The sequence below is a fragment of the Salmonella sp. SAL04196 genome, from assembly GCF_046550835.1.
Lineage (GTDB): Bacteria > Pseudomonadota > Gammaproteobacteria > Enterobacterales > Enterobacteriaceae > Salmonella > Salmonella enterica.
Map to the genome: position 1 here is coordinate 1,161,050 of NZ_JBGDXE010000001.1, position 24,076 is coordinate 1,185,125.

Here is a 24,076-nt window from a genome sequence, read left to right on the forward strand (position 1 = left end):
AGCGCAAAACGCGCATCATACTGTGGAACGCTATGTCACCCTCTGATGTCCCCATAAACTGGAAACGCAATCTAACCGTTACCTGGCTGGGCTGTTTTTTAACCGGCGCGGCATTCAGTCTGGTCATGCCTTTTCTCCCTCTCTACGTTGAGCAACTCGGCGTAACAGGCCATAGCGCGCTCAACATGTGGTCCGGGCTGGTCTTTAGTATTACGTTCCTCTTTTCAGCTATCGCTTCCCCTTTTTGGGGCGGTCTGGCGGATCGTAAAGGGCGTAAGATCATGCTGTTGCGTTCCGCTCTCGGCATGGCCATTGTGATGCTGTTAATGGGCATGGCGCAAAATATCTGGCAATTTCTGATCCTCCGCGCGTTATTAGGCCTGCTGGGCGGATTTATTCCCAACGCCAATGCGCTCATCGCCACTCAGGTGCCGCGCCATAAAAGCGGCTGGGCGTTAGGGACGCTCTCTACTGGCGGCGTCAGCGGCGCTCTGCTTGGCCCACTTGCGGGCGGTCTGCTCGCCGACCATTACGGCCTTCGCCCGGTCTTTTTTATTACCGCCAGCGTTTTGTTTATCTGTTTTCTGCTCACCTTCTTTTTTATTCGCGAGAATTTCCTGCCGGTGAGCAAAAAAGAGATGCTTCACGTTCGGGAAGTGGTCGCCTCGTTAAAAAATCCCCGCCTGGTGTTAAGCCTGTTTGTCACCACGCTGATTATTCAGGTGGCGACGGGGTCTATTGCGCCCATCCTGACGCTCTATGTGCGCGAACTCGCGGGAAATGTCAGTAATATTGCGTTCATTAGCGGGATGATAGCGTCCGTGCCCGGCGTGGCGGCATTACTTAGCGCCCCCCGACTCGGCAAGCTCGGCGACAGAATTGGCCCGGAAAAGATCCTTATCGTCGCGCTGATTATTTCCGTACTGCTGCTGATTCCAATGTCTTTTGTGCAAACGCCGTGGCAGCTCGCGCTATTGCGGTTTCTGCTTGGCGCGGCGGATGGCGCGCTGCTGCCAGCCGTTCAAACTCTGCTGGTTTACAACTCTACCAACCAGATAGCCGGGCGCATATTCAGTTACAACCAATCTTTCCGCGATATCGGCAACGTCACCGGCCCTCTCATGGGCGCCGCAATTTCCGCGAGCTATGGCTTCCGCGCCGTATTCTGCGTCACGGCAGGCGTGGTGTTGTTCAATGCTATCTATTCATGGAACAGCTTACGACGGCGCAGACTGGCAATAGAATGATTTTTGCGCTTTCATACTTGCAATATCACAGAATCAGCTATTCTTTCCCTAAATACCTCGTCAAATCAAAGGGAGACACTGATGACCATGTATGCCACGCTGGAAGAAGCTATCGATGCAGCCCGGGAAGAATTTCTGGCTGACCATCCAGGCCTCGAACAAGATGAAGCGAATGTGCAGCAGTTCAACGTTCAGAAATATGTACTGCAGGATGGGGACATCATGTGGCAGGTCGAATTTTTCGCCGATGAAGGTGAAGATGGCGAATGTCTGCCGATGCTGAGTGGTGAAGCCGCGCAGAGCGTGTTTGACGGCGATTATGATGAGATAGAGATCCGCCAGGAGTGGCAGGAAGAGAATACTTTGCATGAATGGGATGAAGGGGAATTCCAGCTTGAACCCCCGCTTGATACCGAGGAAGGCCGTACTGCGGCAGACGAATGGGATGAGCGTTAATTACTCATAAGGCCCGTGGTGAATATCGAGCGGCAGCAGCAATGTATCGAAGATCAGTGAGAAGGGCAGATCGAGGATAGTGATATAGCGCCATGCGGAATCACGCATATCCCACTGCACGCCAGGGTAATACTGGTTGCCGTGTCCTTGTCCGGGGATCGTTCTGCTGATAATACTGCCGCAGCCGCTCAGGGTAATCACCATTATGCTCACCACGAATATACGCACCTGATACCTCATTTCACTATAAAAATACCGGCATCACGCCGGTATTTTTCACCTCACTCCAGACCTCAAGACTTTATCCCGCTGACGATGCTCGTCCCTGCAACGCCTGCGGATTCAGGACGAGAGACTGATAATGGTTTACCCAGGAAGAGTATCTCTCTGGCGCATTCCAGACCCGATAGTGTAAACGCGCCATCGTCACCGGATCGCTGAGCAAAACCAGACGCCGATCGCGGTTCAGTTTCTCCGGCGTTTCGTTTAGCGCCTGCTCCACATGACGATCGCGGGCTATTTCCAGCACCTTACTGGCGCGGTGACGCGCGGTGGCCATCGCGGTCGCCAGCGCATTAAGCGACGGGTTAAATACCGCATGCATAAAGCCATCGTCCAGAATACGGCGGCGATTCATCTCCAGATATTTATCTGTATCGACCAATACCTGAGGCGGCGAATACTCTTCCGGGATCAGGAACAGCTTCCAGCGTTTGGTGCGTAATCCTACCGTTGAACGACTGGAGATCACCGAAACAAATGGCGACAGAATCAGCGAAAAGACAATCGGCGCCAGCCAGAACAGAAAGCGTAAATCCAGCCACGCCATACCCACCGCCCAGACCAGCCCCAGCAGCAGTTGAGAACCGTGACGCATAAAGGCTTCTCCCCACGGCGTAGAATCATCGTCGCGTTGCGGTGAGTTCCAGACCACTTCCCAGCCGAGAAACGCGCTGACCACAAACACGGTATGAAACAGCATACGCACCGGCGCCAGCAACACGGAGAACAGCACTTCCAGCAACAGCGACAGCGTAACGCGCCAGAAACCGCCATACTCTTTGGTGCCTTTACACCAGATCAGCATAATACTAAGCAGCTTCGGCAGGAACAGCAGCACCATCGTTGACGCAAACAGCGCGATTGCCAGTTCCGGACGCCACTGCGGCCAGACCGGAAAAAGCTGGCGCGGCTGAAGGAAATATTGCGGCTCTGTTAACGCATGAACGACCTGCAGCGCGGTAGAAAGCGCGAGGAACATAAACCATAACGGCGCGGACAGATATGACATTACCCCCGTCAGGAACACGGCGCGATGCACCGGGTGCATTCCTTTCACCAGGAACAGACGAAAGTTCATTAGGTTGCCGTGACACCAGCGGCGGTCGCGTTTAAGCTCATCCAGCAGGTTTGGCGGCAGCTCTTCATAGGAGCCGGGGAGATCGTAGGCAATCCAGACGCCCCACCCTGCCCGACGCATTAGCGCCGCCTCCACAAAGTCGTGGGAAAGAATCGATCCGGCGAACGAACCTTCTCCCGGCAGCGGCGCCAGAGCGCAGTGCTCGATAAACGGCTTCACGCGGATAATGGCATTGTGCCCCCAGTAGTGCGACTCTCCCAACTGCCAGAAGTGCAGCCCGGCGGTAAACAGCGGCCCATAAACACGGGTCGCGAACTGTTGGCAGCGGGCATACAGAGTATCCATCCCCGACGCTTTCGGCGAAGACTGGATAATCCCGGCGTTTGGATTCGCTTCCATCAGGCGCACCAGCCCGCTCAGACACTCGCCACTCATCACTGAGTCCGCGTCCAGCACCACCATATAGCTGTACTGATTGCCCCAGCGGCGGCAAAAATCGTCAATATTGCCGCTTTTGCGTTTCATACGGCGGCGGCGGCGGCGGTAAAAAATTTGGCCTTCGCCCTGCACTTCCGCGATAAGCTCCATCCACGCCTTTTGCTCCGCCACGCAGATATCCGGGTTATAACTGTCGCTAAGGATATAGACGTCAAAATGCGCGGCGTTGCCTGTGGCTTTAACGGACTCCCAGGTCGCGCGCAGACCGGCGAAAACGCGGCTAACGTCTTCATTACAGATAGGCATGATCAGCGCCGTCCGGTGTTCCGGATTGAGGGGCTCATCGCCAACCGTAGACGCGGAGATGCTGTACTTATCGCGCCCGATAAGCAGTTGCAGGAAGCCCATCAGCGCCGTCCAGAATCCGGCTGACACCCAGCAGAACAGCACGGCAAACAAAATCAGGATACCGGTTTGCAGCATGTAGGGCAGGAGCTGCATAAAGGAGACCCAAATATCCTGCCCCACCATATCCATAGGATTGATGAGCGCCCATCCCTGATAAGGCAGAATGGTCTTCATATACCAGGTCGCGACAACGGTTTGCGCCAGAGTCAAAATTAACAAAATATAGCGGCGTATAGTGCCGACGGTACGCCATTTTTGCTCGCTCGCCTGCTCTTCTTTTGTCAGACGAGAAACATAGCGCGGCGTTACATCCCGCCCACGCAGGCGATCCCAGAAACGGCCAACCGGGTTGGTTCGCCAGGGATCGGGAAACATCGAAGAGCGCGTCGCTTTTGGCATAGCCTGCAACTGATCGCGCCCTTCATCATCTTTAATTAACTGCCCCTTCGCCAATGAATCCGGCCAGGCGTGTTCAAGGCGGGCTTTTACGGAACCCTGCGGTGAATCGTCTTCTCGCGAGTAAGTCCGATGCTCGGCATCCAGCGCCTGATGTACGGCGCGGATGTCAGTTTTCGGCAATGCCGCTTTCTCACGTTCAGAAAACAGCAGTGCGTCAATATACTCAGTTGTTTTATTCATTGGCAGGTAACTGGTAGCTCCAGGTTTCACTTAGCGTCTGATCGGCATTCACCAATGCGGCACGCATTTCCGTGGTTTTCTTCGCGTCTTTGACTTTCACGCGCAGCATTAAACGCCAGCCTTTAGTGACTGGGTTATAGCGTACATTACTGTCAACGATTTCACCGTTATCGCCAATGCTGGTTTGCGCAGCGACAGGCGTATCCGGCGGCAGTTTTTTCATGTCGGCACCAACGAAATCCACCACAAAGGCAATAGTGCCGTCGGGCTGGCGAATCAGATTCGACTGTTTAACGTCGCCCGTTGAGCGGCGTGTTTGCAGCACCCAGGCATTATCCGGCGCATGAAGTTTATCTTCATCGCGGCTGAAGGTCAGAGTGTACTTGAAGTTCATCTCTTTACCCGGTTCCGGCAATTGATCCGGAGTCCAGTAAGCGACGATGTTATCGTTGGTTTCATCATTGGTCGGAATTTCAACCAGTTCAACCTTACCTTTGCCCCAGTCGCCTTTCGGGGTAATCCAGGCGCTTGGACGCAGGTCGTAGCGATCGTCTAAATCTTCAAAGCGCGAGAACTCGCGGCCGCGCTGCAACAGGCCGAATCCCTGAGGGTTTTCCATCGCATAGCTGCTCACCGCGAGGTGTTTTGGATTGTTCAGCGGACGCCAAATCCACTCGCCATTACCCGCATGAATGGATAAGCCGTTCGAGTCATGCAGTTCCGGACGATAGTTGGTCGTCGGCGACGGCTGGTTTGGCCCAAACAGGAACATACTGGTTAATGGCGCAACGCCCAGCTTGCCTACTTTATCGCGCAGATAGACTTTTGACTGCACGTCCACCACGGTATCGCGGCCAGGAATGATCACAAAACGGTAAGCGCCGGTCGCGCGCGGAGAATCGAGTAATGCATAGACGGTCAAACGCTTATCGGTGGGTTTTGGACGCTCAATCCAGAACTCGCGAAAGCGGGGAAACTCTTCACCAGATGGTAAGGCGGTATCAATCGCCAGGCCGCGCGCAGATAAGCCATATACCTGGCCTGCGCCGATCACGCGGAAATAGCTGGCGCCAAGCATACTGACGATTTCGTCGTTCTTATCTTTACTGTTGATGGGGTACAGGACTTTGAACCCGGCGAAGCCTAAATCTTTTACCGTGTCTTTATCATGCTGAACATTGCCAAAATTGAAGTAATCCGGGCTGTATTTGATTCTTTTGACCGTCGTCGCCGTCACTTCGTTAATCTTGACCGGCGTATCGAAGTACATCCCCTGATGGTAAAATTCGAGCTTAAAAGGGGTCTTTAAGTTGTTCCAGTAGGCTTTATCGCTGTTAAACTGGATCTGCTGATAATCCGCATATTTCATGTCGCGGAAAACGGAGGGCAAGTTGCTTTTAGGCGCCTCATAGCCTTTCCCGGCTAAAGATTGAGCTTGTTTTGCCACGTCATCAATACTGAACGCCCAGCTCGATGATGCGTAGAGCGTTAACATAATAGCTGCGCCCAACCAACGCATTTTCATCATTTGTCGTTTATGTTTCATAATAAGTAAGCACTTCCCCCTTTGTGTGCTTATATCGATCCGATCCATTTTAATGGATAATCAGGCATTACGACAACTGAATCCAGGCTTTGTTCAGCGCGCTGGCTCATGGATTAAGCACCTCCCGCGCCTGTTTTCACTTTGCGTGCTTATCCTGGAGACAGGTTGTCGGAGTTGGTGTAGGGTTGCTACCGAATGTAACTATAATTCGCCTTATGGATAAGGTGAAAAATCTGAGAATACGTGACCTTATATGAGCTCTGTACCCGCGCCGCGCGAATATTTTCTTGACTCTATCCGCGCATGGCTGATGTTGTTAGGGATTCCCTTTCATATCTCGTTGATCTATTCCACTCACAGTTGGCATGTCAATAGCGCCGCGCCATCGTGGTGGCTAACCCTGTTTAACGATTTTATCCACGCTTTTCGTATGCAGGTGTTTTTTGTTATTTCTGGTTATTTTTCGTACATGTTGTTTTTACGTTATCCGTTAAAACGCTGGTGGAAAGTACGGGTAGAACGTGTGGGTATTCCCATGCTTACCGCAATCCCTTTGCTTACCTTGCCGCAATTTATCCTGTTGCAATATGTCAAAGAGAAAACAGAGAACTGGCCTACACTCTCTGCCTATGAAAAATATAATACGTTAGCGTGGGAACTCATTTCACATCTGTGGTTTTTACTGGTGCTGGTGATATTAACCACAGTCAGCATCGGGATTTTTACCTGGTTCCAAAAAAGGCAGGAAACAAGCAAGCCTCGTCCCGCCGCTATTTCACTGGCCAAACTTTCGCTTATTTTTTTCCTGCTGGGGATCGCTTACGCCGCTATCAGGCGCATTATTTTCATCGTATATCCAGCAATCCTCAGTGACGGCATGTTCAATTTTATTGTGATGCAAACGCTATTTTATGTGCCATTTTTTATTCTCGGCGCGTTGGCCTTCATTCACCCCGATCTGAAAGCGCGCTTCACCACGCCCTCACGCGGATGCACTTTAGGCGCTGCCGTTGCTTTTATCGCGTATCTGCTGAATCAACGTTATGGGAGCGGCGACGCCTGGATGTACGAAACCGAATCCGTGATTACGATGGTCATGGGGCTGTGGATGGTGAACGTGGTATTCTCACTGGGGCATCGCTTGTTAAACTTCCAGTCCGCGCGTGTCACCTATTTCGTGAATGCTTCGCTGTTTATCTATCTGGTGCATCATCCCTTAACGCTTTTCTTTGGCGCGTATATTACACCGCATATCACCTCCAACCTGATCGGGTTCTTGTGCGGGCTGATATTTGTTATGGGTATTGCGTTAATTCTGTATGAAATTCATTTACGCATCCCGCTCCTGAAATTTCTCTTTTCAGGTAAACCGCCGGTAAAACAAGAAAGCCGCGCCGCGATCGGGTAGTTTTCCGCGCGCGGGTTCACAGCAACCATTCCACAGGTAAAATTGCCGCCAACCGTACCAGAACTCGCTGCCAGAAACGCGTAGCGGGTTCTTTCTTTAACACCTTTTCCTCTTCTTGCTGACGATCGATCCAGTTAATTCGTCCCCAGCGATCCAGCCGCAGTTGCCAGGCCGCATCGCGTTGGCTCTGCGTAAAACGCTTATGAATAAGCGTCGCCAGCGTTTCACTTTCAATGACAAAGCCCATTTCGGTATTTAAAAGCGTTGAACGGGGATCAAAATTAAGCGACCCGATAAACACCTTACTACCATCAATACTGAACGTTTTAGCATGTAAGCTGGAACCTGAGTTCCCGGTGAGTCCGCGATCATGTACGGCGGTTTCATGTTCGCGGGTCGGTTTCAGTTCGTAGAGCTCCACGCCATAGCGCAGTAATTTCTTTCGCCAGCGCGCGTACCCTGCGTGAACGACCGCCACATCGTTGGCCGCCAGAGAGTTAGTTAAGATGGCGATCTTCACGCCCTTCCTGACCAGATTAAGCAACTGCGCCACGCCTGCGCGCGTAGGGACAAAGTAAGCGGAAATAATGTCGATACGCTCAGTCGGCGAGCCCATCACGTCAAATAATCGCTGCGGAAGAAGCGAATGGCGCTGCGCCTTCCCCTCGCCTTTAGAAGGGTCATCGCTAAGTAAGCGTGTTTTTGCCCAAATCAGCGGCAATGTTCCGCGATCGAGATCCGCCATAAACTGACTGGTTTCCAGCTTATGCAGATAGCGGCGGGTGATCTCATCGTTATACCAGGATTCGGGAAGTTCGATACGCTGCGTCAGTTCCTGCTCAGAAAGGGATAATACTTGCTGCAATGTCGACACTGAACTACAGCGCCAGTAACGTTCAAAATCATTGGCGACATCATTGACCACCGGGCCAATGGCCATCACGTCCAGATCGGAAAATAGCGGCTCCTCGCCAGCGCCGAAATAGGCATCGCCGATGTTGCGCCCACCGACCAGCGTCACTACGCCGTCGGCAGTGTAACTTTTATTGTGCATCCGCCGATTCAGCCGCGCAAAATCCGTCAAATATCCCAGCGCGCGTAGCGTACGAAAAGAGAAAGGATTAAACAGACGAACTTCGATATTAGGATGGCTATCCAGCAAGCGCAACGTATCATCCAGACCAGGCGTATTGTTATCATCCAGCAGCAGACGAACATGAACGCCACGCTTCGCCGCCGACAGCAGTACCGAAAAGAGCAGCCGCCCGGACATATCGTCTTCCCAAATATAATACTGCACATCCAGCGTCCGCGCCGCCATTTCGGTCAGGCGGTAGCGGGCGGCAAAAGCGTCCAGACTGTTATCCAGCGCCAGAATGCCGCACTCTCCGGGATGGCGCGCGCATAGCGGTTCAACGGCACGCTCCAGGCGTGTTTTATCAGGCAGGGTCGTCGCCTTGCTGAGTAAGTAATCTTGCGTAAAGCCGGGCAGTTTCTTCATCATAACAGACAAAGTATACCTGTTCAGGCAGAGCGTAACGGGTAATAAAATCTGAAACCGTCCTGACGGCGACTTCAGCGGCCTGGGCGCGTGGATAGCCATAAACGCCGGTACTGATTGCCGGAAAAGCGATGGAACGAAAGTGATTCGCCTCGGCAAGCAGTAAACAATTCCGGTATGCCGCTTCGAGTAGCTCAGCTTCCTGGTGTTCGCCGCCTCGCCAGACGGGCCCCACTGTGTGAATAACCGCCTTTGCCGAAAGCTTGCCAGCAGGCGTGATAACCGCATGTCCCGTCTGACATTCGCCCTGTTGCTGGCGGATGAGTTTACAGGCGTCCAGCAATGCCGGCCCCGCCGCGCGATGAATCGCGCCGTCTACGCCGCCGCCGCCCATTAATGATGCGTTAGCGGCATTCACAATCGCATCGACGCTAAGTTGAGTGATATCACCCTGTATGACCTGAAGACGTGATGTCATAACCCCCCCCTTTGTCTCACCTTATCTGCAAAGTGTACAGCAGGGCTTTCAACAGAGTCGCTCTTTTTATATCTATGACACCGCCGTTAACGGTACTCAATATTCATCACCGCCAGGCTTTTTTGCGCATCGAGATAATGCAGCCGCACCGTCGCAATGGACTGAATATCCTGCGGTAATCCAGATGCCTGCCGAAGGTCAATCCGGTGCATTTGCTTTTTACCTTCACGTAGGCAGGTTAAATCAATATTTTCGGCGTGAGTAGAAATATCGCACAGTGGCTCAACAATCGCGCCGCGAAAATGGATAACGCCGCCCTGTACCGTTTGTTGCCCTACCGCAGAATGGATAAAAAAAGCGCAGATACACAGACCTATGGCAGGGATATTTTTCTTGATTACGGACATGTTAACTCCTCAATGATTAGTCATCCTCGAGGGTTCGGCGTTACCTTTTAGCGACATGCCGAGACGATGAGACGCTTTTATCGCCTCTTTATACCCAGGTCAGCCAATCCATTTCCGCCACCATCAAAAACTACTGTGCAGAAGGCGGCCATTGTTGTGATAAATGCAGTGATTGTCCGTCCGAAACAGTAACAATAATTTTAACCGAGTCCTCTGAAGATATATTTACACTAAGACGAGACAACTCAATCGGTTGATTAGCAGGTAAAGATAGCGTTTGTTTTTGCTGTGTATGGCTTTGTCCCCCGACGCCGTCGCGCACAGAGAGAATTTGCACCTGACAGACGCAGGGTTCGTTTAATGTGACCTGAGGGATCACCGTGTAAATATCGCCTTGCTGAGTTGTGGTAAACGTAATCTGATTTGAAAGTGCGGCAAGGAGCAATAAAGTATGCATAATTTCCTCCCGAAAAAAAACAGGGCTTACGCCCTGTTTTTTTATTAGCGCAGACGCTAAATTAATACTGGTTAGCCGTGGCGTTGTTGCCAAAACCAACCTGACGCACCATTACGCTGGAATCAGATGCGGTCTGATTAACCAGCGCGGCGTTATTACCGCCGTATTGGCCGACAGTAATATCGGAGTTTTTAGCGTTCCACTGGTCGATGGTGGCATTGTTTCTGAAACCATTCTGAGTCAGTTCAATAGTACTATTATCCGCACCCTGGCCTACATCGGCGCCGTTACCATAACCGCTCTGGGTAATGGTCGTTTCAGATTTACGGGCATCGCTTTGCAGAGCAAGCGCAGCGTTAGCGGAACCGTACTGATAAATGCTCAACGTTGAGTCCGGGCCGGAACTATTGCCGCCGCCGTTATGATTACCGCCGCCGCCCCATTGTGGAACGACGCCTGCCAGAGCACTGCCAGAAACTACGATTGCTGCGAATGCTGCCACTTTTAAAAGTTTCATGGTAAAACCCCCATCGGATTGATTTAAAAGTCGTAACGGTATTAGCGTTGGGTGACGCGAATAGCCATCTGCGACTGTTTCTGCACTACAACTGCTGTTTTCTGCGTACCGTACTGGGTAATATTGGCCTTATTTCCAGAGCCTTTCTGGATAATAGCCGCACTATTACCGTAAGCGCTTTGCGATATACTGGCATCGTTGGCATTGCCCGTTTGCTCAATATACGCAAAGTTATAATTCCCTGCCTGGTCGACTTTCGCCCGATTATTTCCTCCTTCTTGTGAAATAACGGACAATAGTTTTGATCCTTCCTGGCGTACTCTGGCACTATTATCCGTGCCGACTTGACCAATAATGGCCGCCTGATTAAATGAAGACTTGCTTAATTCATTTACCGCAAAATTATATTCTGAACGAGCCAGATCATAATTTGTCGCGGTTGCAATCCCAGGCGCACCCAGTATTGTCAACATCATAAATAACAATTTGTTTTTCATGCTGTCACCCTGGACCTGGTCGTACATAGCGAAAACTATCTATTGTTTTGTTAGCGACATGCGTTTTTTGTTAACGCGTCGTTACGATGAAGAGTATGTCCGTGGAAACATTTTTAATAACTCACCCACGCGTGGTATTTTGTTATTTAAGCTCATACCAAAGTGCTAATAAAACGATAGCCATGTGATTTTTTATAATTGATTTTTGGCCACAGAAGAGAGTGTATCGCGCACCCAAAAAATGAAGTGTTGGTGTGTGTTATGCCACCATGGGGATGTTCTTATGCTTCCCATGGGGGGCAATACGCACAAGACGTGACACACTTCGTTTTTTTTGTCTTTGTGCTGTCCAGGTTAATGCCACGTCTCAAATTTTAAGAAAAAATAAAATCAAAACATGACTTACAATAATTAAAATGATTAAAAATCAATGAATTATTATAATTTGTATGATTTTTTAAATCTATGCAATAACAGCTAAATGTACAACTTTACTATCAAATCTAAACTTCAAAAAAACCCAAAAACAACATTTTAATATATATTTTTACATCTTGTTACAAGTTTAACACTTGCTTTAAGATTTGTAATGGCTAGATTGAAAACAGTTAAAAGTATTTTCGTAAATATTTTTCTCTTTCTGGATAATGGGCTATTTCAACCCACAGCAGTGCAACATCTGTCAGTACTTCTGGTGCCTTTATTTTATGGGGGCAGCTGTCAGATGTGCGATTAAAAAAAGTGGAGTTTCATCATGTTTAATGAAGTCCATAGTAGTCATGGTCACACACTATTGTTGATCACAAAGCCATCTCTGCAAGCTACGGCATTATTGCAACATTTAAAGCAATCGCTGGCCATAACCGGAAAACTGCATAATATTCAACGTTCTCTGGAAGATATCTCAGCCGGTTGCATTGTTTTAATGGATATGATGGAAGCGGATAAGAAGCTTATCCACTATTGGCAGGATAATTTAAGCCGCAAAAACAATAATATAAAAACATTATTGTTAAATACCCCTGACGATTATCCCTACCGTGAAATTGAAAACTGGCCTCATATTAACGGCGTGTTTTACGCCACTGAAGACCAGGAACACGTGGTCAGCGGATTACAGGGTATTCTGCGCGGCGAATGCTATTTTTCACAAAAATTAGCCAGTTACCTGATTACACACTCAGGAAATTACCGCTACAACAGCACCGAGTCCGCATTACTCACTCATCGCGAAAAAGAGATCCTCAATAAGTTACGTATTGGTGCCTCTAATAATGAAATCGCCAGGTCGCTATTTATCAGCGAGAATACGGTTAAGACACATCTTTATAATCTTTTCAAAAAGATAGCTGTCAAAAATCGCACCCAGGCAGTTTCATGGGCAAACGATAATCTCAGGCGGTAAGGCCATGAAACGCTATCTGACCTGGATTGTAGCAGCAGAGTTACTGTTCGCTACCGGAAACCTGCATGCCAATGAAGTTGAAGTCGAGGTTCCCGGATTGTTAACCGACCATACCGTCTCTTCGATAGGACATGAATTCTATCGTGCATTCAGCGACAAATGGGAAAGCGACTACACCGGCAATCTGACCATTAATGAAAGACCCAGTGCGCGTTGGGGAAGCTGGATCACCATAACGGTAAATCAGGACGTTATTTTCCAGACTTTTTTATTTCCAATGAAAAGAGACTTCGAGAAAACCGTCGTCTTCGCATTAGCGCAAACAGAGGAAGCATTAAATCGCCGACAAATAGATCAAACGCTATTAAGTACGAGTGATTTAGCGCGTGATGAATTCTAAAACATGATTTTTATCCGGAGGCTGTCATGCGTGTTAAACATGCAGTAGTGCTGCTCATGCTTTTTTCGCCATTAACCTGGGCTGGAAATATGACGTTCCAGTTCCGTAATCCTAACTTTGGTGGAAACCCCAATAACGGTTCCTTTTTATTGAATAGCGCCCAGGCGCAAAATTCATATAAAGACCCCGCTTATGATAACGATTTTGGTATCGAACCCCCCTCAGCGTTGGATAACTTTACGCAGGCTATTCAATCGCAAATTCTGGGCGGCTTGTTGACCAATATTAATACCGGGAAACCAGGACGTATGGTGACCAACGATTTTATTATCGATATCGCTAATCGCGACGGACAGCTCCAGCTCAACGTCACGGACAGAAAAACGGGAAGAACCTCGACCATCGAAGTGTCAGGTTTACAAACTCAGTCAACCGATTTTTAAGCTACAGTCACTAAAGGATATAAATCATGCCGCGCTTACTTATTTTGGTTGCCGTTTTATTGTTGAGCGGATGCTTAACTGCCCCGCCGAAACAAGCTGCGAAACCGACATTAATGCCCCGCGCACAAAGTTACAAAGATTTGACGCACTTACCTGCTCCCACCGGTAAGATCTTTGTTTCGGTATATAACATTCAGGATGAAACGGGCCAATTTAAACCTTACCCGGCAAGTAACTTTTCCACGGCTGTGCCGCAGAGCGCCACCGCTATGTTGGTCACTGCGCTGAAAGATTCGCGCTGGTTTATCCCGCTGGAACGACAAGGCTTACAGAATCTTTTGAATGAACGGAAAATTATTCGCGCAGCCCAGGAAAACGGCACCGTGGCGATGAATAACCGTATCCCGCTTCAGTCGCTGACGGCGGCAAATATTATGGTGGAAGGTTCTATTATTGGTTATGAAAGTAATGTCAAATCCGGCGGGGTCGGCGCAAGATATTTCGGTATTGGCGCCGATACTCAGTATCAGCTGGATCAGATTGCTGTCAACCTGCGCGTGGTTAACGTCAGTACGGGCGAGATCCTTTCTTCGGTGAACACCAGTAAAACGATCCTTTCCTATGAAGTACAGGCAGGCGTGTTCCGTTTTATTGATTACCAGCGCTTACTGGAAGGCGAAATCGGCTATACCTCGAACGAACCGGTGATGCTGTGTCTGATGTCAGCCATTGAAACCGGCGTTATCTTCCTTATTAATGATGGTATCGATCGTGGACTGTGGGATTTGCAGAATAAAGCGGACAGGCAAAATGATATTCTGGTGAAATACCGTGAGCTGTCAGTACCGCCAGAATCCTGATGAATACGACAAAGCGTGGGGAAGACCCCACGCTTTTTTTATTTTGTGACCGCCGTATTCGCTGAATGTTGCTCGCGGCGTGATGCCAGCCATAGACCACTATTTTTCATGGCATAGCCAAAAATTAGCCCCAGCGCCAGCGACGGTAATACCAACCGCCAGTCACCCTGCCCTGCAAATGTCGCGCAGGCACCGATAAATGTTCCCGGAACAAAAGAAAGCAATAGCTGCTTTGCCTGGATACACATCAGGAATGCCACGATCCCCGTCAACACGTAACTGACAATTTCCAGATGCGGCGCCAGCGCGCTACCGTGAATAATGACCAGCGCCCACACCATACCGCTTAACAGCGTACAGGCGGAAATCAACAATCCCTTAAAGCCTCCCTGCGGACAGGCGAAATAAGCCGTACAGCCTAAAAAACCGGCCCAGCTTAGTAACCCCAGGGAGACGGCCACCCATCCCCATATTCCAGAAAGGATGCCCGTCGTGATAGCAATAGAAAGAAGTATGTTCATGGCGCGCATCATAGCAGAAAAGCGGCACATTAATGAGATCACGCACACATTTTATGCAATGAAGTAAAACCCGTTGCAGTTAAGGGTGATTTACATCACATTATTCTTCATCTTCTTCCTGAAGTTCATCCCACATGGCCCCTATCGCATCACGCGTTAGCGGCGCCAAAGTGCGCCAGAATGGCGTAACGGCATGGGCTTCAACTTTACCGAGGAAGGTATTGCACCAGGGAAGCAGATAATCGGCAAATAAGGTTTCCAGCGCTTCACTTTCATCTTCGGCAGACTGATCTTCCAGCCAGGAGGCCGCGAGCAATAAAGTACCAATGTGATCGGCAGGCGTATCGGCCAGCGGCATCCCTCGCGACGTTAAAAAAGCGCGCACCTCAGACTCTTCCGCGCCTTCGACCCACGCACTGCGGTATGGCGCTACCGCGCACTCTTCCCCAACAAATAACGCATTGTAATCAGTGGAAATCTGCGTGATATCGCAGCTTTTCTGTAAACGCGCCAGCATATCATCCTGCTCCAGCGGCCAGTTTGCCGCCAGTTTACCTTCACGGATTAACGTAAACAGCGGAACCAGTAAAGGATCTTGCGGTTGGCGGTAATACAACGATCCCAGCACACGGCACAGGATTGAAAACTCATTCATTGATATCTTCCCGTAAATAACGATTAAAGTTCGGCAAATTCCGGTACAGGCGCCATACCGCGTGATTCGAGAAAGGCCAGTAAGCGCTGCGGCGAGACGTTCAGGATTCGATCTTCCGGAAAATTCACCGCATCCAGAATTTTCCGGCATTCGGTGAAATCGCCAAGCGTAAAGGCCGTATGGGAATCAGAGCCTAACGCTACCCAGCCTCCCGCATCGCGTACGGCGGCAGCGACCGCGCGGCAATTATCTTCGCTTCCTTTACGCGAATGCAGAAAAGAAGAGTTGTTGATTTCCAGCGCTACATGGTGTTTCGCCGCCGCCTGCGCGATGGCGTTAACCTCCACTGGATACTTTGGATTTCCGGGGTGACTAATTATATGCACCTTGCCGCTGGCGATGGTCGCGATCATCGCCTGAGTATTGGTTTCTTTATCATGCGGCGCAAAAACGGGCTCATGAAAGCCTGCGATAATCAGATCCAGCGAGTCGAACATCTTTCCGGAGCAATCAATTTCACCGTTAATGTTCTTGATATTCGCCTCAATGCCACGCAGTATCCCCACGCCGTCAACCAGACGCGGCCAGATGCGCATGTTAATAAAATGCCAGTGATGCGGCGCATCTTCCATGTCCGGACCATGGTCGGTAATCGCAAAAAGTTTAATGCCTTTGCGTTTGGCTTCCGCGATATAATCGCTCAAAGTACTGTAGGCATGAGTGCTGGCGACGGTATGCATATGCAGGTCAACGGGATACATTGCTCTCTCCTGTAGTCATTTCCGACAAGGATAGCAGGTATCGCCAGCGTTTTTTAGCGAAACCCGGCCCGCGCCGGGTTGATGTCAATATCCTCTCGCCCGATCCACCTGCCCCGTCACCGGCTCTCCCTTCTCCAGCTGGGTAATTGTGCGGCTAATATAATCGATGGCTTCCGCCGGACGGGTGACTGCCGCAATGTGCGGCGTCATGGCGACTCGCGGATGGCGCCATAATGGACTTTCCTGCGGTAACGGTTCCTGGCTAAAGACATCCAACATCGCGCCTTTTAGCTTACAGCTATCAAGCGCAGCCAGCAGATCAGCCTCCTGAACATGAACGCCGCGCGCGAGATTCAGCACGTAGGCGCCATCCGGCAATTGATCCAACAATTCGCTATTAATAATTCCTACCGTTTGGGCCGTATTCGGCAGCAGATTAATCAGCACCCGCGTCTGGCTCAGGAAAGCGCGCAGCTCTTCACGCCCCACATAACTTTCCACGCCAGGCCAGGATTTGCGGCTACGACTCCAGCAACGTAACGGGAACCCCCACGCCTGTAGACTTTCTGCCACTTTTGCGCCCAGCACCCCTGCGCCCATGATACCGACGCTAAATTCTTCGCGGGTATATTCCGGCAACGGTTTCCATAGCGCCTGATTCTTCAGCGCCTGATAATCATCGAAACGACGGAACCAGTGTAATACCTGGCTGACGGCATACTCCTGCATTTGCAGGCCCATTCCGGTATCTTCCAGACGGAATAGAGGAATGGAGGCGTCCAGCATTTCCGGATGCGCATTTAATTTACTCAGAATTGCATCCACCCCCGCGCCCAGCGCAAAGACGGCTTTTAAGCGTCTTCCGGCCAGCATTTCAACCGGGGGCTGCCATACAAGCGCATAGTCTGCGGGGTTGTTATCACCGACCTTCCATTCACGAACGCGCGCATGTGGGAGAGCCTTCTCCAGCGCATTTACCCACCAGGCGGCGTTAAATGTCGGGTGATAAAAAATTATCTCCATGTTATCTCCTGAGCAGTATGGTGCGGAATGTGATTGCGCCTGTTATCAGCGTTTTCAACGGGATGTGCAGCATAGCAAATTTCCCGGCGCGGGCAAAAAAAGCAGTTTTCGCTTATTAAAGCCACAGATTGGTGGAAGTTTGTATAAACGCGCTTTTTTTTGAAAAAGTTGATTGACGTAGAAAGGATATTTCCCTACATTAGCGCCCGTTCCAGTAATGCTGGAGCGACAATTTGGTGAGGTGTCCGAGTGGCTGAAGGAGCACGCCTGGAAAGTGTGTATACGGCAACGTATCGGGGGTTCGAATCCCCCCCTCACCGCCATATTTAAGTTGAGAGCCTGTACAGAAGTACGGGCTTTTTGCTTATATGTATCCCCCAAACCAAGGGGGGATGAGAACCACCGACCGGGGTTCGACACAAAAACGCCGGGAGCGTTTTTGAACAGAGCTTGCTCTGGCCCCGAAGGGGCGAGGCCCAGGGATGGGCTGAGTAGCGGCGCAGCCAGTTGGACAGACGACGAGCCTGCGAGGAGACTGCCCGAAGGGCGAGCGCAGCGAGTCAATCCCCCCCTCACCGCCATATTCAAGAAAGAGCTCGTACGAAAGTACGGGCTTTTTTCGCATTAAGCCCCCGTCCATTGCCGGATGGCGCATAGTTCACAGGTGCCTTATCCGGTCTACATAAGCGCAGCGCCACCGGGTAATAACACCACCATCCGGCTTTCAATTTTAGCCAAGAATTTCAGTGAGTTTTACTTTGCGCCCCTCGTTTGAGGAAAGCGTCGCAGCATCAGCGGTAGCAATGGCATTTGTCGCCGCTTCTCCTGTTAGCAATTTAGCAAACTCCTCGCCTGGCTCCAGACCGTTTATCACATCATGCAAGTACTGCATCTCCAGTTTCATAATTGATGAGAGCCACATCGGCGTACGTTTACCGGGTTTACCATAAGCGATTGCGCCATCCATCTCGCTGGATATGTTACCGTTGCGACGATCGTCATCCTCCGCCTGGCTTTCATGCACAAGAAAGTGTGTTTTTTTGCCCGCTTTTATTAGATAACCAGCCGTATTTTGCATATCAATGAGAATTGCACCTGTCGTGCCCTCAATTAATACATAGTGCTCAGGGTAGTGGAACGATGATCCCCACTGAAGTGTCGCGAAACGACCGCTTTCGAACTCAAGAGTGATTAGGACAACATCATCTTCATCACCAAATTTTTCACCTTTGTGCGCAACATTCCCCGCCGCCATTGAAACCAGGGATGGGGTTTCATCCATGATGAACAGTGTACAATCTAGCTCGTGAATGTGATGGTACAGATGCCCGCCTGACTTTGCGCGAATCTTCTTCCATGAGATCTCATCCTGCACGTCTTCAAAACCATTACGTTTAGTGTGAACTTGTGTAACTTCACCGATTTCACCGGCTTTGATGAGCGCTTTAGCGTGGCGAACCCCGTGAAAAAAGTTCATAACGTGACCCGCCATAAAGGTAACACCAGCTTCTTTGCAGGCATCAACCATATCCTTACAATCCTGGTAATTTAAGGCGATAGGTTTTTCACAAAACACGTGTTTACCCGCTTTAGCCGCCGCAATGACCGGCGCTTTATGTAAGTAATTTGGTGAAGCAATAATTACGCAATCCACATCAGGATGGGTACAAAGCGCCTCCATCGTTGCAGTGGCGACACAGTTCAGCTCTTTCGCTATCGGATCCGCATTTACCGGATCGTAAATCGCAGTGATTTTCGCTCCTTCAACCTTAGACATAAATCGCGCCAGTTCAGCGCCAAAATAACCCGTACCTACAACACCGTATTTCGTCATCATTTATCCTCTATTAAAATTCTTTTGTTGACTGAAAACTTTCACGACGTGCTTTTAGTCTATCCGGTATGGATAAACCAATAATGAGTAGAATTGTTGCGGTCCAGAAAGCAACAATGAACGTTAGCGCAGCGCCTAGCCCCATTGTTATTCCAAGCCAGGTCGCCGCCATTGAATTGAATGTGCCTGATGTCGCAGCAAGATTATAAATCAGTCCGGTACCCAAACCACGAACCTCAAGAGGAAAGTAGTCGTAGAGGAATTTGGGAACCAGCCCGCCAACACCTACGTTAGTCGCCATTAAACCGAATAAACATGCGCCCAGCAGTAAATAATTATCTTGCGGAATTCTGAATAACGGGAAAATGAATAAAAAGGACATGAGAAGACCAATGCTGAACGTTTTCTTCAAACCAATTCTATCTGCGCACAGACCCCAAACGATATTTCCCAATACAGTGCCGAATGCTGCCGCCGTCATTAAATTAGAGACCACGCCCGTATCAAAGCCCTCGCCCGCTAAATATGTAGGCAGTAGACCAAAGATTGGCCAGTTTGCGCCGAAAATAGAGAACAGAACAATAAATACACATAATGTCAGTGGAAATTGAGCTCGATTAAATAGCCCTTTCATTGACAAAGAGAAAACTGACCAGGCACTTTGTGAGAGCTTTCCGAGACCACTGAGTTTGGCTTCTTCCCACTCTTTAGATTCAGGAGCCCTGGCCCGGATGTAGATTACTAAAAGAACGGGTAGCAAACCGACAAAAAAAGCAGCACGCCAACCATACGCTTCGGCAAATGAAGGCATAAAGTAGGCTGCTATGATGTTACCAATACCGAAACCTGAAACCAGAAATGCGCTCGCTTTAGATTTTAAATGCTTTGGCCAACTTTCCACGGCATAAGTAGAAGCGCAAGCATACTCCCCCGCCATCCCCATACCGACAATGAAACGACTAAGCGTCAGCATAATTACACCGGAAGCCAGGCCACTTAACCCTGTACCTACAGAATAGGCAACTATCGACCACATCATTAACGGCTTACGGCCAAATTTATCTGCCAGCAGACCAAATAGCGCCCCGCCAAATGGTCGCCCAATAAAGGCCGCTGTGGCAAGGAATGCGCCCTCCATATCTGTCAATCCTAAGTCAGCCTTGATCAGATACATAATGTAGAAAATCAGCATAAAGTCGAAGCCATCAAAAACGTAACCCAGCCATGCTGAAAATAAAGCATTTTTTTGTGGACGAGTTATCTCGCTATACCACGGGAAGAATTTTGCTATCACAATAAAACCCTTATTTGCTGTTACCGTCTGAAATGCTTACGGAATTAATTTTTAAGTCATATCAATTGCCGAATAAGACACTATCAACCGGCACTTTCCGACAACCGCCTGAGATCGTAGCTATGTAAAGCGTATATTCATTGTTTATCATCCTTATTCGTAGCTACGTTAAGGACGTGAATACTCAAGACAAAGTCTAACGTTCTGTAACGTAGCCACGGGCTATAAGATTATCGATATGAATACTAAGCAAAGATTAGTACAGTAACTCTTTAACCTTTCTCAAAAGTGGTATTGTAATCCAACGCGATAACGGGTCTGTCTCTCATCGGTATTATTTCTCACCGCTACATTTCCGACCTCAACGTATGGTGTAAATGACTTATTCAGTTTCCAGGCTAAAGCCACATTATGCTCATAGTTTGTTTTTTTGTTATCAAATTTAATTTGATCGCTATCCATCCAGGTAAAGTTATATTCTAATTTCAACTCATCAAAAACATAACCTATATAAGTATCAAATCTATTCGTTTTCTCATCATCATTGTAGTTAGCTGTCTTTCTTGCATAGTCATAGCGGTAACGACCAGCCATATAAATACCAGAATCAAAATTATATTGCACCCTTAAATAAGGCTTATAAATTGAAGTGTCTGGACCGCTTTCAAATATAAATCCAGGCTGCAAAACAAAATGGTCCGTAACTTTATAATTATAACTTACGCCCAGTTCTATAGCGTTTGCGACGAGATCGCTTAAATGCTTATCCTGCTCACCATCTACTCCTCCCGATTTAACGCTGGCATCGACATAAAAACCAATGCCGTTAGGAAGTTTTTCAATTATAGCAATACGGTCTTTATTAATTCTGGTTCTATCAGCATATTCATGCCGATAATCAAGGGTTGCCGCTTGTAGATATGATGAAAATGCTATAAACGAAACCATACCCAGAAGATATCTGTTGATTTTCATAAAATACTCCGCTTATCAATTAACTTTATTTTTGTATTTAAAAATTATTTTATTAATAAATTACCATCACGCATGGTAAAGGAGGTTACAGACGAAACAGGTTTCCCTTTAGCATTTTCACCACCGATAAGGAAAACTTCATCACCATAACTTACTGATACACCATAGCCGAGAGGTTGTTTCATTTTACCCATATATTGCCAATGGCCATTAACCAAACCATAGACTTCATCTCGCCATTTTTTATTTATTCCTTCGTGGGAATAAAACTTTCCATTGGTATAATTTTGTTTTGCTCCCGGAAAATTCGCGCCACCACCGACAAGCAGGACACCGTGACTATAGCCCGAAAATGCTCCGGCCAACCCTTCCTGCTGTTGTTCTCCAGGCGATGGCGGTAACTGGCTGTTCTTCAACCATGTTAGCTTATCGTTATCCCACATGGCGCGGTAAATCACATCGGTACGTAAACCCGGTTTGAGCTCACCATTAATCAGCATCAGGAAATTATTTTCCATTACCGATGACGATCCTGCCGTCCCCGCGCCTGGCAGCTCACCGGCATTCTTCCATGTGTTCTCTTTAGCATTGTAGATAAATACGATTTTATTAAAAAAATAATCTTTGGCAGGTTTATTAAAATAATTATAGATGACTTTATTTTTTTCACTTTCATCCGCAGCCGCTATATCAATAAAATACTTATCAAAGATATGCTCATTAACCCCTCCGGTAATAAGTACCATCGTTTCGTTTAATTTTACTCCCGTATGCCCTGTTAATCCAACTGGAGATATAGTGTCAACTTTTTGCCATGTATTTTTCACCGGTGAGTATTTGTACACATCGCTATAAACCTGCAACGGTGATTCACTGTTTTTTTTCCCTACGCCACCAAAAACATAAAGCTCATCATTTAAAAATACCGACACGGATTGCTCACGAGCTCCACCAGGAAACGACTTTATACGCTCCCAGTCTTTATGTTGCTTTTTAAGATCAATTTTATACCAGGATGTCCCTGCGGTACCTAAGCCGACATAAATCACGCCATTATTATCAATAGCGCCAGTACCATTTTTCAGTGGTTCTGGTATATCAGGAAGCGTCGTTGCATATCCTGATGTGGTGATAGCAACTGAGAAACATAGCGCCATTAGCGTCATCATTTTCTTAAAATTTTTCATCTGCATCCCCATGCGAAGAAATACAATTGGAGTAAAGCTTCATCATTAGTGATCTTATGGTGCACAATTTCAACAATGACAATGACAAAATGTGACCAAGCGCTAAAAATAATTACATGGAGTTATCATGTGCGAGGTAAAAGCACCCCATGGTGATGTTAGAAGTGATTATGGGTGATCTGTTATGGCCAAACTCATTAGTGATAGCATTCTGAATAAATACAACAAGAATTATGTGATGCATTTCATACTGGCTATCCCGTGGCGTATAAGCTCCTTCTGAGCATTTTATCTTTATGCCGGAAGCAGTTAATAAAATACAGCATGCTGCCGTCAGAATGAATTGTATTTGTCTTGTAGCTTCAGGTTATAGCCTCAAATCCGCTGGCGCAGTAATTGAATAACAAACATACCTTATGACTGTGTTCACATTTTTCTATCTTTTTGCTTGATGTAGCAACACTCCAAGACATAACATAAAACGGAGCAAAACTTCAAATATATAAGGCGGAACTGGATGTCACTATTAGCCAGGCTGGAACAAAGTGTACACGAAAACGGTGGGCTGATTGTCTCATGCCAACCGGTACCAGGCAGCCCTATGGATAAACCTGAAATTGTGGCTGCAATGGCACAGGCAGCGGCTTCGGCGGGTGCGGTCGCTGTGCGCATTGAAGGCATTGAGAATCTGCGGACTGTTCGTCCCCATCTTTCTGTTCCAATTATTGGGATAATTAAACGTGACCTTACAGGGTCGCCAGTCCGTATCACTCCCTATTTACAGGATGTTGACGCCCTGGCGCAGGCAGGTGCCGATATTATCGCTTTTGATGCCTCATTCCGCTCTCGCCCGGTTGATATTGATAATTTACTGACACGTATTCGCCTGCATGGATTACTGGCGATGGCAGACTGTTCAACCGTGAATGAAGGCATAAGTTGCCATCAGAAAGGAATCGAATTCATTGGTACAACATTGTCTGGCTATACCGGCCCCATCACGCCGGTTGAGCCAGATTTGGCAATGGTGACGCAACTGAGCCATGCAGGTTGTCGTGTTATTGCCGAGGGGCGCTATAACACGCCTGCACTGGCGGCCAATGCTATTGAGCATGGTGCCTGGGCAGTTACCGTTGGTTCCGCTATCACCCGTATCGAGCATATCTGTCAGTGGTTCAGTCACGCAGTAAAACGCTGAACAGGAAAAGAAAATGAACACGCTTACTATTGATATTTATGTCTCAGAGAATAATCCGACGTTAATAATGCTATCGGCAAATACGATACCCAGGCCTGAAGCCTGTTTGAACGCAATATCGGATATCTGCTATTTCAGGTATCCGGCAGGACATACGTCTG

The 24,076-nt window shown here is 48.5% G+C and carries 25 protein-coding genes and 1 tRNA gene; 9 read left to right on the plus strand and 17 right to left on the minus strand.

Annotated features, from left to right (window positions below):
* Window positions 1-32: 32 nt before the first annotated feature.
* Window positions 33-1,247: a multidrug efflux MFS transporter MdtG gene (mdtG, locus tag ACLJPE_RS06015; protein ID WP_000075053.1), complete on the plus strand. Its 1,215-nt coding sequence runs from the start codon at window positions 33-35 to the stop codon at window positions 1,245-1,247.
* Between the two features lie 81 nt (window positions 1,248-1,328).
* Entirely contained in the window at window positions 1,329-1,703 is a 375-nt protein-coding gene (locus ACLJPE_RS06020) for a MysB family protein (RefSeq protein WP_000180050.1), read from the plus strand.
* Here the strand turns inward: ACLJPE_RS06020 and ACLJPE_RS06025 are convergent, their stop codons facing one another.
* The 3 genes from ACLJPE_RS06025 to mdoG form a co-directional block, all read right to left on the minus strand.
* A complete protein-coding gene (locus tag ACLJPE_RS06025; protein ID WP_001219156.1) occupies window positions 1,704-1,931 on the minus strand; it encodes a YceK/YidQ family lipoprotein in 228 nt (75 codons plus the stop codon). It lies immediately after the preceding gene.
* Window positions 1,932-2,004: 73 nt separating this feature from the next.
* Window positions 2,005-4,548, minus strand: coding sequence for a glucans biosynthesis glucosyltransferase MdoH (mdoH, locus tag ACLJPE_RS06030; protein WP_039513125.1), 2,544 nt, complete (start codon window positions 4,546-4,548; stop codon window positions 2,005-2,007).
* Entirely contained in the window at window positions 4,541-6,076 is a 1,536-nt protein-coding gene (gene mdoG, locus ACLJPE_RS06035; protein ID WP_001562609.1) for a glucans biosynthesis protein MdoG, read from the minus strand. Before mdoG ends, mdoH begins: the two co-directional genes overlap by 8 nt.
* Window positions 6,077-6,347: 271 nt before the next feature.
* On the opposite strand from mdoG, the gene mdoC reads away from it, so the two are divergent.
* Window positions 6,348-7,502: a glucans biosynthesis protein MdoC gene (gene mdoC / locus ACLJPE_RS06040; protein WP_000100058.1), complete on the plus strand. Its 1,155-nt coding sequence runs from the start codon at window positions 6,348-6,350 to the stop codon at window positions 7,500-7,502.
* Window positions 7,503-7,518: 16 nt separating this feature from the next.
* On the opposite strand, the gene ACLJPE_RS06045 is transcribed toward mdoC, so the two are convergent.
* The 6 genes from ACLJPE_RS06045 to csgB form a co-directional block, all read right to left on the minus strand.
* A complete protein-coding gene (locus ACLJPE_RS06045) occupies window positions 7,519-9,006 on the minus strand; it encodes a phospholipase D family protein (RefSeq protein ID WP_000976323.1) in 1,488 nt (495 codons plus the stop codon).
* Complete coding sequence (ymdB, locus tag ACLJPE_RS06050) at window positions 8,942-9,481, minus strand: O-acetyl-ADP-ribose deacetylase (protein ID WP_000203939.1); 540 nt, start codon at window positions 9,479-9,481, stop codon at window positions 8,942-8,944. The genes ACLJPE_RS06045 and ymdB overlap by 65 nt, the downstream gene beginning before the upstream one ends.
* An 86-nt stretch (window positions 9,482-9,567) precedes the next feature.
* Entirely contained in the window at window positions 9,568-9,888 is a 321-nt protein-coding gene (locus tag ACLJPE_RS06055; protein ID WP_000111254.1) for a type 1 fimbrial protein, read from the minus strand.
* Between the two features lie 130 nt (window positions 9,889-10,018).
* Complete coding sequence (csgC, locus tag ACLJPE_RS06060) at window positions 10,019-10,345, minus strand: curli assembly chaperone CsgC (protein WP_000557256.1); 327 nt, start codon at window positions 10,343-10,345, stop codon at window positions 10,019-10,021.
* Window positions 10,346-10,406: 61 nt separating this feature from the next.
* On the minus strand, window positions 10,407-10,862 hold the full coding sequence (gene csgA / locus ACLJPE_RS06065; protein ID WP_000771416.1) for a curli major subunit CsgA: 456 nt from the start codon (window positions 10,860-10,862) through the stop codon (window positions 10,407-10,409).
* Window positions 10,863-10,903: 41 nt separating this feature from the next.
* Window positions 10,904-11,359 carry a curli minor subunit CsgB gene (gene csgB / locus ACLJPE_RS06070; RefSeq protein WP_000791656.1) on the minus strand — a complete coding sequence of 152 codons (456 nt, stop codon included), beginning with the start codon at window positions 11,357-11,359 and terminating at the stop codon, window positions 10,904-10,906.
* A 754-nt stretch (window positions 11,360-12,113) separates the two neighbouring features.
* Between csgB and csgD the strand changes: the two genes are divergently transcribed.
* From csgD to csgG, 4 genes are read left to right on the plus strand one after another with little or no spacing between them, the layout of a single operon-like run.
* Complete coding sequence (gene csgD, locus ACLJPE_RS06075) at window positions 12,114-12,764, plus strand: biofilm master transcriptional regulator CsgD (protein ID WP_000481517.1); 651 nt, start codon at window positions 12,114-12,116, stop codon at window positions 12,762-12,764.
* Between the two features lie 4 nt (window positions 12,765-12,768).
* The gene (csgE, locus tag ACLJPE_RS06080; RefSeq protein ID WP_000833305.1) at window positions 12,769-13,164 is read left to right on the plus strand and encodes a curli production assembly/transport protein CsgE; all 396 of its coding nucleotides are present in this window, start codon (window positions 12,769-12,771) and stop codon (window positions 13,162-13,164) included.
* 26 nt (window positions 13,165-13,190) lie between these two features.
* A complete protein-coding gene (csgF, locus tag ACLJPE_RS06085) occupies window positions 13,191-13,607 on the plus strand; it encodes a curli production assembly/transport protein CsgF (protein ID WP_001264072.1) in 417 nt (138 codons plus the stop codon).
* A 26-nt stretch (window positions 13,608-13,633) separates the two neighbouring features.
* Window positions 13,634-14,467, plus strand: a complete 834-nt coding sequence (gene csgG / locus ACLJPE_RS06090; protein WP_001137620.1) for a curli production assembly/transport protein CsgG — start codon at window positions 13,634-13,636, stop codon at window positions 14,465-14,467.
* A 38-nt stretch (window positions 14,468-14,505) separates the two neighbouring features.
* Here csgG and ACLJPE_RS06095 read toward each other — a convergent pair whose 3' ends face one another.
* The 4 genes from ACLJPE_RS06095 to ghrA form a co-directional block, all read right to left on the minus strand.
* The gene (locus ACLJPE_RS06095) at window positions 14,506-14,988 is read right to left on the minus strand and encodes a DUF1097 domain-containing protein (protein WP_001546652.1); all 483 of its coding nucleotides are present in this window, start codon (window positions 14,986-14,988) and stop codon (window positions 14,506-14,508) included.
* Between the two features lie 100 nt (window positions 14,989-15,088).
* Entirely contained in the window at window positions 15,089-15,643 is a 555-nt protein-coding gene (locus tag ACLJPE_RS06100; RefSeq protein ID WP_001001890.1) for a molecular chaperone, read from the minus strand.
* A 23-nt stretch (window positions 15,644-15,666) separates the two neighbouring features.
* On the minus strand, window positions 15,667-16,404 hold the full coding sequence (locus tag ACLJPE_RS06105; protein ID WP_000283646.1) for a phosphatase: 738 nt from the start codon (window positions 16,402-16,404) through the stop codon (window positions 15,667-15,669).
* A gap of 84 nt (window positions 16,405-16,488) precedes the next feature.
* Complete coding sequence (gene ghrA / locus ACLJPE_RS06110) at window positions 16,489-17,427, minus strand: glyoxylate/hydroxypyruvate reductase GhrA (RefSeq protein ID WP_000402553.1); 939 nt, start codon at window positions 17,425-17,427, stop codon at window positions 16,489-16,491.
* 235 nt (window positions 17,428-17,662) lie between these two features.
* On the opposite strand from ghrA, the gene ACLJPE_RS06115 reads away from it, so the two are divergent.
* A tRNA-Ser gene (locus tag ACLJPE_RS06115) sits at window positions 17,663-17,750 on the plus strand.
* Window positions 17,751-18,157: 407 nt separating this feature from the next.
* Here ACLJPE_RS06115 and ACLJPE_RS06120 read toward each other — a convergent pair.
* From ACLJPE_RS06120 to ACLJPE_RS06135, 4 genes are all read right to left on the minus strand, one after another.
* Window positions 18,158-19,264, minus strand: a complete 1,107-nt coding sequence (locus tag ACLJPE_RS06120) for a Gfo/Idh/MocA family protein (protein ID WP_000988594.1) — start codon at window positions 19,262-19,264, stop codon at window positions 18,158-18,160.
* A gap of 10 nt (window positions 19,265-19,274) precedes the next feature.
* The gene (locus ACLJPE_RS06125) at window positions 19,275-20,555 is read right to left on the minus strand and encodes an MFS transporter (RefSeq protein WP_000560755.1); all 1,281 of its coding nucleotides are present in this window, start codon (window positions 20,553-20,555) and stop codon (window positions 19,275-19,277) included.
* A gap of 282 nt (window positions 20,556-20,837) precedes the next feature.
* Window positions 20,838-21,530 carry an oligogalacturonate-specific porin KdgM family protein gene (locus ACLJPE_RS06130; protein ID WP_000700859.1) on the minus strand — a complete coding sequence of 231 codons (693 nt, stop codon included), beginning with the start codon at window positions 21,528-21,530 and terminating at the stop codon, window positions 20,838-20,840.
* Window positions 21,531-21,574: 44 nt separating this feature from the next.
* Complete coding sequence (locus ACLJPE_RS06135) at window positions 21,575-22,729, minus strand: N-acetylneuraminate epimerase (RefSeq protein ID WP_001643958.1); 1,155 nt, start codon at window positions 22,727-22,729, stop codon at window positions 21,575-21,577.
* 505 nt (window positions 22,730-23,234) lie between these two features.
* Here ACLJPE_RS06135 and ACLJPE_RS06140 point away from each other — a divergent pair.
* Entirely contained in the window at window positions 23,235-23,915 is a 681-nt protein-coding gene (locus ACLJPE_RS06140) for an N-acetylmannosamine-6-phosphate 2-epimerase (RefSeq protein ID WP_000054242.1), read from the plus strand.
* Window positions 23,916-24,076 lie beyond the last annotated feature (161 nt).

Bases quoted from the DNA above. Each gene is read 5' to 3' on its own strand.
- mdtG (WP_000075053.1), top strand. From the start codon at position 33: ATGTCACCCTCTGATGTCCCCATAAACTGGAAACGCAATCTAACCGTT.
- ACLJPE_RS06020 (WP_000180050.1), top strand. From the start codon at position 1,329: ATGACCATGTATGCCACGCTGGAAGAAGCTATCGATGCAGCCCGGGAA.
- mdoH (WP_039513125.1), bottom strand. From the start codon at position 4,548: ATGAATAAAACAACTGAGTATATTGACGCACTGCTGTTTTCTGAACGT.
- mdoG (WP_001562609.1), bottom strand. From the start codon at position 6,076: ATGATGAAAATGCGTTGGTTGGGCGCAGCTATTATGTTAACGCTCTAC.
- mdoC (WP_000100058.1), top strand. From the start codon at position 6,348: ATGAGCTCTGTACCCGCGCCGCGCGAATATTTTCTTGACTCTATCCGC.
- ACLJPE_RS06045 (WP_000976323.1), bottom strand. From the start codon at position 9,006: ATGATGAAGAAACTGCCCGGCTTTACGCAAGATTACTTACTCAGCAAG.
- ymdB (WP_000203939.1), bottom strand. From the start codon at position 9,481: ATGACATCACGTCTTCAGGTCATACAGGGTGATATCACTCAACTTAGC.
- ACLJPE_RS06055 (WP_000111254.1), bottom strand. From the start codon at position 9,888: ATGTCCGTAATCAAGAAAAATATCCCTGCCATAGGTCTGTGTATCTGC.
- csgC (WP_000557256.1), bottom strand. From the start codon at position 10,345: ATGCATACTTTATTGCTCCTTGCCGCACTTTCAAATCAGATTACGTTT.
- csgA (WP_000771416.1), bottom strand. From the start codon at position 10,862: ATGAAACTTTTAAAAGTGGCAGCATTCGCAGCAATCGTAGTTTCTGGC.
- csgB (WP_000791656.1), bottom strand. From the start codon at position 11,359: ATGAAAAACAAATTGTTATTTATGATGTTGACAATACTGGGTGCGCCT.
- csgD (WP_000481517.1), top strand. From the start codon at position 12,114: ATGTTTAATGAAGTCCATAGTAGTCATGGTCACACACTATTGTTGATC.
- csgE (WP_000833305.1), top strand. From the start codon at position 12,769: ATGAAACGCTATCTGACCTGGATTGTAGCAGCAGAGTTACTGTTCGCT.
- csgF (WP_001264072.1), top strand. From the start codon at position 13,191: ATGCGTGTTAAACATGCAGTAGTGCTGCTCATGCTTTTTTCGCCATTA.
- csgG (WP_001137620.1), top strand. From the start codon at position 13,634: ATGCCGCGCTTACTTATTTTGGTTGCCGTTTTATTGTTGAGCGGATGC.
- ACLJPE_RS06095 (WP_001546652.1), bottom strand. From the start codon at position 14,988: ATGAACATACTTCTTTCTATTGCTATCACGACGGGCATCCTTTCTGGA.
- ACLJPE_RS06100 (WP_001001890.1), bottom strand. From the start codon at position 15,643: ATGAATGAGTTTTCAATCCTGTGCCGTGTGCTGGGATCGTTGTATTAC.
- ACLJPE_RS06105 (WP_000283646.1), bottom strand. From the start codon at position 16,404: ATGTATCCCGTTGACCTGCATATGCATACCGTCGCCAGCACTCATGCC.
- ghrA (WP_000402553.1), bottom strand. From the start codon at position 17,427: ATGGAGATAATTTTTTATCACCCGACATTTAACGCCGCCTGGTGGGTA.
- ACLJPE_RS06120 (WP_000988594.1), bottom strand. From the start codon at position 19,264: ATGATGACGAAATACGGTGTTGTAGGTACGGGTTATTTTGGCGCTGAA.
- ACLJPE_RS06130 (WP_000700859.1), bottom strand. From the start codon at position 21,530: ATGAAAATCAACAGATATCTTCTGGGTATGGTTTCGTTTATAGCATTT.
- ACLJPE_RS06135 (WP_001643958.1), bottom strand. From the start codon at position 22,729: ATGGGGATGCAGATGAAAAATTTTAAGAAAATGATGACGCTAATGGCG.
- ACLJPE_RS06140 (WP_000054242.1), top strand. From the start codon at position 23,235: ATGTCACTATTAGCCAGGCTGGAACAAAGTGTACACGAAAACGGTGGG.